Source organism: Pseudoalteromonas sp. FUC4 (genome assembly GCF_008370255.1).
Lineage (GTDB): Bacteria > Pseudomonadota > Gammaproteobacteria > Enterobacterales > Alteromonadaceae > Pseudoalteromonas.
Map to the genome: position 1 here is coordinate 680977 of NZ_SEUI01000001.1, position 13764 is coordinate 694740.

General features: G+C 40.8%; 12 protein-coding genes. 7 read left to right on the forward strand and 5 right to left on the reverse strand.

What is annotated here, in order from left to right; all coding sequences use genetic code 11:
- The first annotated feature begins 52 nt into the window (after window positions 1–52).
- Window positions 53–2314 (forward strand): ATP-dependent Clp protease ATP-binding subunit ClpA, encoded by a 2262-nt coding sequence (clpA, locus tag EU510_RS03060; protein WP_024595509.1) that lies wholly within the window; start codon window positions 53–55, stop codon window positions 2312–2314.
- A 213-nt stretch (window positions 2315–2527) separates the two neighbouring features.
- Here clpA and infA read toward each other — a convergent pair whose 3' ends face one another.
- The 4 genes from infA to trxB form a co-directional block, all read right to left on the reverse strand.
- Window positions 2528–2746 (reverse strand): translation initiation factor IF-1, encoded by a 219-nt coding sequence (gene infA / locus EU510_RS03065; RefSeq protein ID WP_002962494.1) that lies wholly within the window; start codon window positions 2744–2746, stop codon window positions 2528–2530.
- A 90-nt stretch (window positions 2747–2836) separates the two neighbouring features.
- Window positions 2837–3541: an arginyltransferase gene (locus EU510_RS03070; RefSeq protein ID WP_149592206.1), complete on the reverse strand. Its 705-nt coding sequence runs from the start codon at window positions 3539–3541 to the stop codon at window positions 2837–2839.
- Window positions 3534–4250: a leucyl/phenylalanyl-tRNA--protein transferase gene (gene aat / locus EU510_RS03075; protein WP_024595507.1), complete on the reverse strand. Its 717-nt coding sequence runs from the start codon at window positions 4248–4250 to the stop codon at window positions 3534–3536. Before aat ends, EU510_RS03070 begins: the two co-directional genes overlap by 8 nt.
- 97 nt (window positions 4251–4347) lie before the next feature.
- Window positions 4348–5298: a thioredoxin-disulfide reductase gene (gene trxB, locus EU510_RS03080; RefSeq protein WP_149592207.1), complete on the reverse strand. Its 951-nt coding sequence runs from the start codon at window positions 5296–5298 to the stop codon at window positions 4348–4350.
- 287 nt (window positions 5299–5585) lie between these two features.
- Here trxB and pssA point away from each other — a divergent pair, with 287 nt between their 5' ends.
- Window positions 5586–6911, forward strand: a complete 1326-nt coding sequence (pssA, locus tag EU510_RS03085; RefSeq protein ID WP_002962483.1) for a CDP-diacylglycerol--serine O-phosphatidyltransferase — start codon at window positions 5586–5588, stop codon at window positions 6909–6911.
- 98 nt (window positions 6912–7009) lie between these two features.
- Here the strand turns inward: pssA and ald are convergent, their stop codons facing one another.
- Window positions 7010–8131: an alanine dehydrogenase gene (gene ald / locus EU510_RS03090; RefSeq protein WP_149592208.1), complete on the reverse strand. Its 1122-nt coding sequence runs from the start codon at window positions 8129–8131 to the stop codon at window positions 7010–7012.
- A 142-nt stretch (window positions 8132–8273) separates the two neighbouring features.
- Between ald and lrp the strand changes: the two genes are divergently transcribed.
- The 5 genes from lrp (at window position 8274) to crcB (ending at window position 13758) form a co-directional block, all read left to right on the forward strand.
- Window positions 8274–8753, forward strand: a complete 480-nt coding sequence (gene lrp / locus EU510_RS03095; RefSeq protein ID WP_007582985.1) for a leucine-responsive transcriptional regulator Lrp — start codon at window positions 8274–8276, stop codon at window positions 8751–8753.
- Window positions 8754–8927: 174 nt separating this feature from the next.
- Window positions 8928–11426 (forward strand): DNA translocase FtsK, encoded by a 2499-nt coding sequence (locus EU510_RS03100; protein ID WP_149592209.1) that lies wholly within the window; start codon window positions 8928–8930, stop codon window positions 11424–11426.
- Window positions 11423–12049, forward strand: coding sequence for an outer membrane lipoprotein chaperone LolA (gene lolA / locus EU510_RS03105; protein ID WP_149592210.1), 627 nt, complete (start codon window positions 11423–11425; stop codon window positions 12047–12049). Before EU510_RS03100 ends, lolA begins: the two co-directional genes overlap by 4 nt.
- Window positions 12042–13385: a replication-associated recombination protein A gene (locus EU510_RS03110; RefSeq protein ID WP_149592211.1), complete on the forward strand. Its 1344-nt coding sequence runs from the start codon at window positions 12042–12044 to the stop codon at window positions 13383–13385. Before lolA ends, EU510_RS03110 begins: the two co-directional genes overlap by 8 nt.
- Window positions 13378–13758 carry a fluoride efflux transporter CrcB gene (gene crcB, locus EU510_RS03115; RefSeq protein WP_149592212.1) on the forward strand — a complete coding sequence of 127 codons (381 nt, stop codon included), beginning with the start codon at window positions 13378–13380 and terminating at the stop codon, window positions 13756–13758. The genes EU510_RS03110 and crcB overlap by 8 nt, the downstream gene beginning before the upstream one ends.
- The last annotated feature ends 6 nt before the right edge of the window (window positions 13759–13764 follow it).

The following is a 13764-nucleotide window of genomic DNA, read 5'->3' on the forward strand; positions in this document are numbered from 1 at the left end:
TCAAACATCCGATTGTTGTGGTATAAATTATTATCTCAGTAAGGGGTTGCCAATGCTAAACAAAGACTTAGAACTCACTTTAAATGCCGCGTTTCGTGAAGCGCGCACTCGCCGTCATGAGTTTATGACCGTAGAGCACCTTTTACTTGCGCTATTAGATAATCCTTCTGCAGGAGAAGCATTAAACGCGTGTGGTGTTAATCTTTCAGGCTTAAAAACCGAATTATTAGAATTTATTGACGAAACAACACCCGTCATCCCAGATTTAGAAGAAGAACGTGAAACTCAGCCAACGCTTGGTTTTCAGCGTGTATTACAACGTGCTGTGTTTCATGTGCAATCGTCAGGAAAAAACGAAGTGACGGGTGTCAATGTCCTGGTTGCTATTTTTTCTGAGCAAGAGAGCCAAGCCGTTTATTTACTTAAAAAGCATGATGTATCGCGCTTAGATATTGTTAACTTTATTTCGCACGGCATTTCTAAAGCTGATGATGAACTAGGCGACGACAGCGATGATATACATGAAGAAGTGCAAGAAGTTCAAAACGAAGAAGCAAGTAAGCTAGACAGCTTTACAACTAACTTAAACGCTCAGGCTCGTGAAGGTAATATTGACCCACTGATTGGGCGCGACAGCGAGGTAGAGCGCACGGTACAAGTATTGTGTCGTCGTAAAAAGAATAACCCATTACTTGTTGGTGAAGCGGGCGTTGGTAAAACAGCCATTGCTGAAGGTTTAGCGTACCGTATTGTGAATGAGCAAGTACCAGAAGTAATTGCTGATGCCGTTGTGTACTCTCTAGATATGGGGGCATTGCTTGCCGGTACTAAATACCGTGGCGATTTTGAAAAGCGCTTCAAAAGTTTATTAAAAGAGCTACAAGCACAACCTGGGTCTATTTTATTTATTGATGAAATACATACCATAATAGGTGCTGGCGCAGCGTCTGGTGGTGTTATGGACGCATCAAACTTACTTAAACCACTTCTTTCAAGTGGTAAGTTACGTTGTATGGGCTCAACCACTTACAATGAGTATAAAAATATTTTTGAGAAAGACCGTGCATTAGTACGCCGTTTTCAAAAAATTGATGTACTTGAACCAAGTGTTGCCGATACCACTAAAATTTTAAATGGGTTAAAAGAGCGTTATGAAGAGCACCATGGTATTCGCTACACTCAAAAAGCATTAAAAGCAGCTGCTGAACTTAGTGCTAAATACATTAATGAGCGCCACTTGCCAGATAAAGCAATTGATGTAATTGATGAAGCGGGTGCTAACCAACGTTTACAGCCTAGTTCTAAACGTAAAAAAACCATTGGTGTGGCTGATATAGAGCTAATAATATCGAAGATGGCACGTATTCCACCACAAAATGTGTCTTCAACAGATAAAGAGACGCTTAAAAATCTAGACCGTAATCTTAAGATGCTTGTGTTTGGACAAGATCAATCTATTGATGCGCTAACATCGGCTATTCGCTTATCTCGCTCAGGTTTATCAAGCGAAGAAAAACCAGTGGGTTCGTTCTTGTTTGCAGGCCCAACAGGTGTTGGTAAAACAGAAGTAACTAAGCAACTTGCTAAATGTATGGGTGTTGAGTTTATTCGTTTTGATATGTCTGAGTATGTAGAGCGCCACGCAATCAGCCGACTAATTGGTGCTCCACCAGGATATGTTGGTTTTGAGCAAGGCGGGTTATTAACAGAAGCTGTGATTAAAAACCCACATGCAGTTGTACTACTAGATGAGATTGAAAAAGCGCATCCAGACATTTACAACATTTTACTACAAGTAATGGATCACGGTACGTTAACTGATAATAACGGTCGTAAAGCCGATTTTAGAAATGTAGTTGTGGTAATGACAACTAACGCTGGTGTGCAAGAAACCACACGTAAGTCGATTGGTTTTACAGAGCAAGATCACACGCATGATGCAATGGGCGAAATTAATAAAGTATTCTCGCCAGAATTTAGAAACCGTTTAGATAACATCATTTGGTTTAATCACCTCGAACGTGAAGTTATTTTACTGGTGGTTGATAAATTTATTGTGGAGCTGCAAGCTCAGCTTGATAAAAAATCAGTTAATCTTGAGCTTACACCTAAAGCGCGTGAATGGCTCGCAGATAAAGGTTATGACAAGGCTATGGGTGCACGACCAATGGCACGTGTTATTCAAGAAGAGCTTAAAAAGCAATTAGCTAATGAAATACTGTTTGGTGAACTTGTTGATGGCGGTACGGTTAAAGTATCGGTTAAAGACAAGAAAATTCGCTTTGATTACGAGAGCAATTTAACGCCAGCGTAAACGTTAATTACATAATTAAGTTAAATAAAAATGGCCCGCTAAATAATAGCGGGCCATTTTTTTGCCATTTTTATAGGCAACAAAAAACCCAGTAAAAACTGGGTTTTTTGTTTATTAAATGTAATTGCTAGTCAATGTCTATCAATTACATTTAATAAACGCTTAAAGCTAGTAAAATACTAGCCAAAAACTAAATCTCGTTTACGCACTTACTTAGCGAGCACGGAATACGATACGACCCTTTGATAAATCGTAAGGAGTCATTTCTACCGTTACTTTATCGCCGGTTAAAATACGGATATAGTTTTTGCGCATTTTGCCTGAAATATGAGCCACAACTACGTGACCATTTTCTAGCTCAACTCGGAACATTGTATTTGGTAAAGTATCAAGGACTGTCCCTTGCATTTCGATTACGTCTTCTTTCGCCATGTTTAGCGTAACACCTCTTTAATAGTTAAACGCTGCAGATTTTGCCCAAAATACACCAATAAGTAAAGGCGCAGGGGCTATATTTGCAAATTAAATAGCCACCCACTCGTCATTAAGCTGTTTTTGAGCTGGTAAAAACTGAGTTTTGTACTTCATTTTATCGCATTCATCAATTTGATAGCCTAAGTACACGTATTGCTTATTTTGCTCTTTTGCAAATTTAAGCTGCTCTAATATCATCACAGAGCCTAAACTATAGTGTTCAAAGTCGGGGTCAAAAAAAGTATAAATTGCAGAAATAGAGCTGTTCATACAATCAGTTACGGCAACTGCAACTAAAGTATCTTGGTGCCATAGCTCAATAAATGTGATTTTGAGCCAACTGCAAAGTAAAAAGCTTTGAAATTGTTCTTTTTCAGGAGGATACATACTTCCATCCTGATGGCGCATCGTTATGTATTTACTATACAGCGGATAATACTCAGGGCGTTCTTGCGTCGAGTATTTCACTTCAAACTGATTTTTTGCTTTGTTTAGTTTACGTTTTTGCGATTTTGAAGGGATAAAGTCTTGTGCTAATACACGTACAGAATTACAGGCACTGCATATTGGGCAGTGTGGACGGTATATTTGGTTACCACTGCGACGAAACCCTAAGCCTAATAATGACTCAAATTTGTCTGTGCTGTAGCAACTAGGATCTAGAATAACTAAAAGTTGCTCTTGTCTGTTGGGTAAATAACTACAGTCAAACTCTTGGGTTAAACCAACACGTGAAGGAAGTTGCTCATTCATAGATTGCGTCAAGTTCTTGTGGCTCCCACATAATAGGATTAATAATATAGTTATGTGCAGCTTTTAGTTTAGTCAAAAATGTTGAGCGGGGGATTACTTGTGCACCTAAAGTCATTAAATAAGGGTTTTCTAACTGGCAATCAATAAAATGCGCATTATGACGTTTAAGCCAATTTACCAGTGCCCACATAGCAAGTTTGGAGCAATTGGTTTGATGATGAAACATCGACTCGCCACAAAAAACACCATTTTGCATAATACCGTATAGGCCACCTGCAAGCTCTCCGTTACTCCACACCTCTAAACTGTGTGCAATGCCCGCATTGTGTGCATTAACGTAAGCGTTGAGCATGTCAGAGGTGATCCAGGTACCATCGGTATCAAGGCGTTGATCGCGACAAGCTTCTATTACTTCCTCAAAGGCATTATTAATGGTTACTTTTACAGGGTGTTTTTTTAAATGCTTACGCAGGCTCTTACTTATATGAAAATCATCCAGTTCAAAAATGCCTCGCTCGCTTGGCGACCACCACATAATAGGTTCATCTTCGCTAAACCAAGGAAATATTCCGCTTTTGTAGGCATTACTTAGGCGAGGCAAACTTAAATCTCCGCCAATTGCTAACAAGCCATCAGGAGATTCTAATGCGTATTCCGGATTGGGGAATGCTATATCGGTTTCACTTAATTGGTATAGCTGATTTCTCATACAGTACTTATTTTATAATTTATCGTAAAAGTGTAACTATATTTTAGACATAAAAAAAGGGCTGAATAATCAGCCCTATTATAATTTATTTAATTGCTTATAAATTATCTAAGAAACGTTCAGCATCAAGGGCAGCCATACAGCCTGTACCCGCAGATGTGATTGCTTGACGGTAAATGTGGTCTGACACATCACCTGCAGCAAAAACGCCTTCTACGCTTGTTTGAGTCGCGTTACCGTGAAGACCAGACTCTACAACTAAGTAGCCATCTTTCATTTCTAGTTGGCCTTCAAACATATCTGTATTTGGCTTATGACCGATAGCAATAAATACACCGGCTAAATCTAGCTCTTCTGTTGCATCAGAGTGTGCATCTTTAATACGAATGCCAGTTACGCCCATTTGGTCGCCTAATACTTCGTCAAGCGTACGGTTGTAATGTAAAACAACGTTACCGTTAGCTGCTTTTTCAGCAAGACGGTCTGCAAGTATTTTTTCACTGCGGAAACTATCACGACGGTGAATAACATGCACTTCGTCAGCAATGTTAGATAAGTAAAGCGCTTCTTCAACCGCTGTATTACCACCACCAACAACCGCTACTTTCTGACCTTTATAGAAAAAGCCATCACATGTAGCACAGGCTGAAACGCCACGGCCTTGGAAATTAGTTTCAGACTCTAAGCCTAAGTATTTAGCAGAAGCACCTGTTGCAATGATTAACGCATCACATGTGTAAGTACCTTGGTCGCCAGTTAGTGTGAAAGGGCGCTTAGATACATCTACTTTATTGATGTGATCGAATATGATTTCAGTTTCAAAGCGCTCAGCGTGCTCTTTCATACGATCCATTAATGCAGGGCCCGTTAAGCCGTGTGCATCACCAGGCCAGTTTTCAACTTCAGTCGTGGTTGTTAATTGACCACCTTGTTGAATACCTGTAATTAAAACAGGGTTTAAATTTGCACGTGCTGCATATACTGCGGCAGTATAACCAGCTGGGCCAGAGCCTAAAATTAGTAGCTTACAATGTTTTGCTTCAGTCATTATTTTTTCCTAAACGTTTAATACGGTCTTTAATGCGCTCGATTCTAAGAAAAACAAGGCAGATGTAAACAAAATCCGCGATTATTTTTTTTATCAAATCGAAAAGCTGTGCAGTATTGTGTACTAGAGCTCAGTACTTTTACAGTTAAAACACCCAAGTAGCTCAATAAATAGACTAACAGGCAACAAAACAGCGTTAATTCATGACCCCTTTGATTTTTTTTGTTATGTTTTACCTAATTTTATTTGTCACTGATAGATTATGTGACCTAAGCGAATAGGCAACTATGTTATTTTGGCAGGAAAAACCCGCATTCGGGTTGACTTCAAAAGACGTTAACGTCTTAACCAATGCGCAAGATTACCGAACGCAATTGCTACGTTTGATAGCTAATGCAAAAAAACGAATTTATATCACAGCGCTTTATTTACAGGATGACGAAGCAGGCCGCGAGATTTTAGAAGCCCTGCATCGAGTATCATTAGAGAACCCTGCGCTTGATGTAAAAGTGCTTGTGGATTTTCATCGTGCGCAACGTGGTTTAATTGGTGCAGAGAAATCTGATGGTAACGCAAGTTTATACTGTGACGATTTAGAAAAGTTTAAATCGAACGTACAAGTTTATGGTGTACCTGTAAAAGCTAAAGAATTATTTGGCGTATTACATTTAAAGGGTTTTGTCATTGACGATACCTTACTTTACAGCGGCGCAAGCTTAAACAACGTGTATTTGCAGTATAACGAGCGTTACAGACTCGATCGCTACTTTTTAATAACGCAGAGCGAGCTGTGTGACTCAGTGGTTGATTTTATTGAGACAAAACTAATTAGCTCCGTTGCTGTGCCACGCATAGACACACGACCACTTAAGCGTTTACACGATTTTAAACTTGATCAAAAGCAATTAATGCGTGATTTAAAAGTCGCAAGTTACAACGCAGCAGAGCAACTAAATACGCAAGCATTAGGTATTCGTTTGTTTTTAGGGCTTGGTCGTCGTAATAACGAATTAAATCGTTTAATAAAAGCGTTATTTGATACCACAGAGCAAGAACTTGTGTTGTATACGCCATACTTTAATTTTCCGGCGCCACTGATGCGATCACTGCGCCGATTATTAAAGCAAGGCAAGCAAGTTACGATTGTGGTAGGCGATAAAACAGCCAATGACTTTTATTTACCGCCAAGCGAGCCGTTTAGTAAAATAGGGGCGTTGCCTTATTTATACGAAACTATTTTGCATAAGTTTGTAAAAACGCAAAAACGCCACATCGATAACGGTAATTTAAATGTGTATCTGTGGAAAGATGAAAGTAATTCGTTTCATTTAAAAGGTATTTGCTCAGATAGAACAAAACATTTACTGAGTGGGCATAACTTAAATCCGCGTGCATGGGGTCTTGATATCGAAAACGGTATTTTAATAGAAGATCCAGAGCAAACAATTATGGATGCTATTGATAACGAAAAGCAGGAAATTTTACAACACTGCCGCCGTTTAACAGGCCCAGATGATTTAGAAACCATGGATGATTATCCGCAGCCAGTTAAAAAACTACTGGGCCAAGCTAAGCGCGTAAAAGTAGATTTTATAATTAAGCGTTTCATATAAATTTACTATAAATCAGACATAAAAAAAGCAGCTAATTAGCTGCTTTTTTAATGCTTATACCTAAATAATTATTTAAGTATAAGCGGTAACAATAGTGGTTACGCGTTTTCTACCGCTGTGCGTGGGTCAACATATTCCATGTTGAACGCTTCAGCTACTTCTTTATAAGTTACTTGGCCTTTAATTACGTTTAAGCCTTTTAAGAAGTGAGCGTCATCTAGTAGCGCCTTTTTATAACCTTTGTTTGCAAGGCTAATGATGAAAGGCAATGTTGCATTGTTAAGTGCAAACGTAGATGTGCGTGGAACAGCACCTGGCATGTTCGCAACACAGTAGTGAACAACTTCATCAACGATGAAAGTAGGATCAGCATGTGTCGTTGCTTTAGAAGTAGCAATACAGCCACCTTGGTCGATTGCAACGTCAACAATTGCAGAACCAGGTTTCATTGCTTTAATGTGCTCAGCTGTTACTAGTTTAGGCGCAGCTGCACCAGGGATTAGTACACCACCGATTACTAAATCAGCTTCTAGTACGTGTTTTTCTAGTGCATCAGCAGTTGAGTAAATAGCCTTAACTTTATTACCAAATTGCGCGTCTAGTGCACGTAATACGTCGATGTTGCGATCAAGAACAACAACTTCAGCGCCAAGGCCAACAGCCATTTGAGCTGCGCTACGACCAACCATGCCGCCGCCAATTACAACAACTTTAGCCGCTTCAACGCCTGGTACGCCACCTAGTAGCATGCCACGACCGTGGTTAGATTTTTCTAGCGCTTGTGCACCAGCTTGAATAGACATACGACCAGCAACTTCGCTCATAGGAGCAAGAAGCGGTAAACCACCGCGAGAGTCAGTTACAGTTTCGTATGCAATACAAATAGCTTTGCTTTTTACAAGGTCTTCAGTTTGTGGAAGATCAGGTGCAAGGTGTAAGTAAGTGAAAAGAATTTGGTCTTCACGTAGCATTGCACGTTCAACAGCTTGTGGCTCTTTTACTTTTACAATCATGTCTGCTTTAGCGAAAACATCAGCAGCAGTTGCTAAAATTTCAGCACCTGCTTGTGTGTAATCTTCGTTAGTAAAACCAATGCCCATGCCTGCATCAGTTTCTACAATCACTTGGTGACCGTGGTTTACTAATTCACGAACACTTGCAGGAACCATACCTACACGGTATTCATGGTTTTTAATTTCTTTAGGAACACCAATAATCATAACTTTTGCCTTATTAAGAACGGATTAACATTTTCCACTATTATATTCATCATAAGCCCGTGTGTCTCACCTTTTTTAAAGTCAAATCTAGTGTTATCATCTATATAACAAAAATAAACAGCATAAAAAACTAGTTGGCACTATGCATCAGTTATTAGATAGAATTGACCGTAAAATTTTAATGGAATTACAGCACGATGGGCGCTTGTCGAACGTAGAACTGGCCAGACGAGTTGGCCTAAGCGCCACGCCCTGTCTGGAGCGAGTGAAAAAGCTAGAACGAGAAGGCTACATACTTGGCTATAAAGCCGTGGTCGATCCCGCTAAACTTGGGCAAGGTTTATCGGTGTATGTAGAAGTAACAATTACTAAAACATCTCCCGACGTATTTGATGAGTTTAGTGCGGCCGTTAAAAAGCACGAAGAAATTATCGAATGTCATTTGGTATCGGGTAATTTTGATTTTTTACTTAAAACGCGCGTAAATGATATGTCAGAATACCGTGGCGTATTAGGCGACATACTATTGAAATTGCCAAACGTAAGTGAAAGCCGAACTTATGTAGTAATGGAAGAAGTAAAAGGTGAAGAAGGCGTAATTATTCGCCCTTATATTACTTGAGGTTATTTATATTAGCTGCGTCATTTGCTTATAGTAAGCTCAAATTATAAAAACTTGTTCATAATCAGGCCATCAAGGTTAAGATAAAGTGCAACAAATTGCATTTCCTGCTAAGGTATTTCACTACTAAGTAAGTGTGAATAGAAATAGAATAATAAAGAGGAATAGGGAACTATGCGCCTAAACGGTGTGCAAAGACTATTAGAAACAGGGCTGATCATCAGCACCTTTACGGCAATATTTATTTTATGTGCCTTGATCAGCTTTGATCCAGCAGATGCTGCATGGTCGCAAACTAGTTTTAGCGAAGTAAGCAACATCACAGGGGCAGCCGGTGCATGGATAGCCGACATTTTATTACTCACCTTTGGTTGGTTGGCTTACTTAGTGCCAGCGGCCATTCAGCTATTTGGCTACTTGCTATTTAAACAACCTCACCGCATTTTACAGCTTGATTACACGACCTTAGCGCTGCGTGTTATTGGTTTTGCTTTATTTATTACCTCAGCTACCGCTATTAGTAGTATCAATTTTGACGATATTTATAACTTTTCATCGGGTGGGGTAGTGGGCGATGTTATTGCATCAGCCATGATGCCTGCATTTAACTTTACTGGTACATCTATATTATTGCTGTGTTTCTTTTTTGCAGGGCTTACATTATTGACTGGGGTATCGTGGGTTGATTTTGTTGATTACCTTGGCGATTTAATGGTTAGGCTTTACCGCTATGTTGTGTCGTATGCAAAAGGCTGGATGCACCGAGAACACGCTGCAGGTAAAGTAAATAATAACGATGAAGTAGACGCCCATTTTGAAGACGATATAAAAGAACAAATAGAACTGCCTACATCAGCTAAAAAAGCAGATAAACAAAAAGCGATAGATAAACCTCAAACACCGTTTAGTGAACCACAAGTTAGTGATGACTTTATGCCGTTTGATGAACTTGACGATATACTCGATCAAGAAATTGGTTTTAGCGCAATAGACGACGAACCAATGGACACGGCTGCTGCATTAAATGCGCTTGATCAAAGCCCAGTTGTAGAACCTGAAAAACCAGTTACAACGGTGGTATCGCCAGCAAGACCAATGCCTAAACCAAAAGCGCAATATCAACCACCACCAACGGCAAAAGAAAAGTTTGAGCAATTATTAACACAAGAGCCACCACCAGGGCCATTACCATCGCTTGATTTACTCGACAGACCAGATAAAGCTAAAAACCCAATTTCGCAAGAAGAGCTTGATAGCGTATCGCGCCTAGTAGAAACAAAATTACTCGACTTTAATGTACAGGCAACTGTAGTAGCGGTATACCCAGGCCCCGTTGTTACACGTTTTGAGCTAGATTTAGCGCCAGGTATTAAAGTGTCTAAAATTACAGGCTTAGCTAAAGATTTAGCCCGTTCGCTTTCGGCAATTAGTGTACGTGTTGTAGAAGTTATTCCAGGTAAAACCTATGTTGGTATTGAGCTTCCAAATAAACACCGTGAAATAGTTCGTTTGTCTGAAGTTATAAACGCCCCTAAATTTGAGCAAAACCCGTCACCACTTACCATGGTGCTTGGTAAAGATATAGCCGGTCAGCCGGTATGTGCTGACTTAGGTAAAATGCCACATTTATTGGTAGCCGGTACAACCGGTTCAGGTAAATCAGTGGGCGTTAATGTCATGATAGTAAGCTTGCTGTACAAATCGGGTCCTGATGATGTGCGTATGATCATGATTGACCCTAAAATGCTTGAGCTTTCAGTATATGAAGGCATTCCGCATTTATTGTGTGAAGTAGTGACCGACATGAAAGAAGCCGCTAATGCACTGCGTTGGTGTGTAGGCGAAATGGAACGTCGTTATAAATTAATGTCAGCATTAGGTGTACGTAATCTAAAAGGTTATAACCAAAAAGTAATGGAAGCCAAGGAGGCGGGTTACCCAATTCTTGACCCGTTATTTAAAGACACCGACGGCATGAAAGAAGGCCCAGACGAGCTAGATAAACTACCAAGTATAGTAGTGGTTATTGACGAATTTGCCGACATGATGATGATTGTAGGTAAAAAAGTAGAAGAACTTATTGCACGTATAGCCCAAAAGGCACGTGCGGCAGGCATTCACTTAGTGCTTGCTACGCAGCGCCCATCGGTTGATGTAATAACCGGCTTAATTAAAGCTAATATACCAACACGTATGGCGTTTCAGGTATCAAGCAAAATAGATTCACGGACAATACTTGACCAACAAGGTGCAGAAAACTTACTAGGTATGGGCGACATGCTTTATTTACCGCCAGGTACTAGCGTACCAGAGCGTGTGCATGGCGCGTTTGTAGACGACCATGAAGTACACGCCGTAGTAAACGATTGGAAAGCACGTGCTAAGCCAAATTACATTGACGAAATACTCAATGGCGATGCTACTGAAGATATTTTATTGCCGGGTGAAGCTAGCGAAAACGCAGATGAAGAATCTGATCCGTTATACGACGAAGCTGTATCGTTTGTAATTGAAACCGGCAAAGTATCGGTATCCTCAGTGCAACGTAAATTACGTGTTGGCTATAACCGCGCAGCACGTTTAGTAGAACAAATGGAAACATCGGGTATCGTGAGTTCACCAGGTCATAACGGCGCTCGCGATGTATTAGTACCTAATGGAGCAAATTCATGAAAAAAGTTAACGCCTTATTATTAGTGTTAGGCAGCGTAATTGCCGCACCAAGCTTTGCTGACGACAGCCAAGCATTACAAGACAGACTTGCCACTTTAAAAAGCTTTAAAGCGCAGTTTGCACAACAAGTAACAGACAAAGAAGGCCAAGCAGTGATGCAAGGCGAGGGCACAATAGCCCTTCAACAGCCTATGATGATTCGCTGGCAGCAAACTAATCCAGACGATACGTTATTTGTATCAAACGGCGATAAAACCTATTACTTCGACAGCTTTGCTGAGCAAGTAACGATTATGAAAACCAGCAGCCTAATCGACTCAACACCATTTGTGCTACTTACATCAAAAGACCCAGCACAATGGGAAAAATACAGCGTGCTTGCAACAAATACAGGCTTTAGCGTAAAGCCAAATAAAGGCGTAGAAAGCCAAGTAGAGCAACTTGATATTACCTTTGCAGGTAACCAGCAAGGCCTTGCTAAATTAGTAGTGACAGATAACTCAGGCCAGCTTTCATCATTTAGTTTTAGCGATGCACAAGTAAATACCGAGCTTGAAACAAGTACCTTTGAATTTACCCCGCCAGAGGGTGTTGAAATAGACGATCAGAGTAACGGTGAATAATTTAGGTTTTAACTTTGGGCCCGATGTACGCCCACTTGCCGCGCGTATGCGCCCCACAACGCTTGATGAATACATTGGTCAGCAGCACTTATTAAGTGCTGATAAACCATTGTATCAAGCCATTGTCGCGGGGCGATGCCATAGTTTAATTTTATGGGGGCCGCCGGGTGTGGGTAAAACAACACTTGCGCAAATAATTGCCAACCACGCTGATGCCTCACTTATTCAAATGTCGGCGGTAACCGCAGGCGTAAAAGATATACGTGACAGCGTAACGCAAGCGCGTGATAACCTAGAAAGCCGCGGCCAACGCACCCTTATGTTTGTCGATGAAGTTCACCGCTTTAATAAATCTCAGCAAGATGCGTTTTTACCGCACATAGAAGACGGAACCTTTATATTTGTAGGTGCAACCACCGAAAACCCATCGTTTGCACTTAATAACGCTATATTGTCGCGTGCGCGTGTGTATGTTTTAAAGTCGCTTGCCGATACAGATTTATACACTGTAATAGAACGGGCACTTAAACAAGACGAGCAGTTAAGCCAAAAGCACATAACTATTGCCGACAACGCTAAAAAGGCATTGTGTCAAGCAAGTGGTGGCGATGCCCGAAAAGTACTAAATTTACTTGAACAAGCAGTTGATTTAACGTCCGAGCAAAACGGTCAATACAACGTAGATGAGCACGTACTTAGCCAAGTGTTACCAACGCACTTAGCTAAATACGATAAAGGCGGCGATGAGTTTTACGATTTAATATCGGCCTTTCACAAATCAGTTCGTGGCAGTTCCCCCGATGGTGCATTGTATTGGTATTGCCGAATTTTAGCCGGTGGTGGCGACCCTTTATATGTTGCAAGGCGTTTACTTGCCATTGCAACAGAAGACATAGGTAACGCCGATCCGCGTGCGATGGAAGTGGCGTTAAATGCGTGGGATATATTTCAACGTGTTGGCCCAAGCGAGGGCGAGCGTGCAATCGCACAAGCCACTCTATATTTAGCCAGCGCACCTAAAAGTAATGCAGTGTATATGGCGTTTAATCAAGCCAAAGCAGACGCTCAAAACGAGCCAAGTTATCCCGTGCCTGAACATTTACGCAATGCGCCAACCAACTTAATGAAAGACTTAGGATATGGCGCTGAGTACCGTTATGCGCACAATGAAGAAGGCGCATTTGCCGCAGGTGAAAAATACTTACCACCTGAAATGGACGGCAAAGAATATTACTTACCGAGCGAGCGCGGACTTGAACAAAAAATTAAACAAAAACTTGATTACCTAAAAGAGCGCGATGCGCAAAGCCCACTTAAACGATACGAAAATGATTAAACTTTATATGATGATCGCCCTTGGCGGAGCCTCAGGTGCGTGTTTACGGTTTTTTATTAGCGAAAGCATGCTAAAACTCCTCGGTAGGGGATTCCCTTTTGGCACGTTGGCGGTTAATATTCTGGGTTCATTGTTAATGGGCATTTTGTACGGTTTGATAGATAAAGAAATTATCACCGCAAGCCCCGCCAAAACCCTTATCGGTATTGGCTTTTTAGGTGCATTAACCACCTTTTCAACATTCTCAATGGACTCGTTGTTGTTATTACAACAAGGTCACTTTATTAAAATGGCCCTCAATATCATCTTAAACGTGATGGTGTGTATTTTTATGGCTTGGCTGGGCCTTCAGCTAGTAATGCAAAAAGGTTAAAAAACT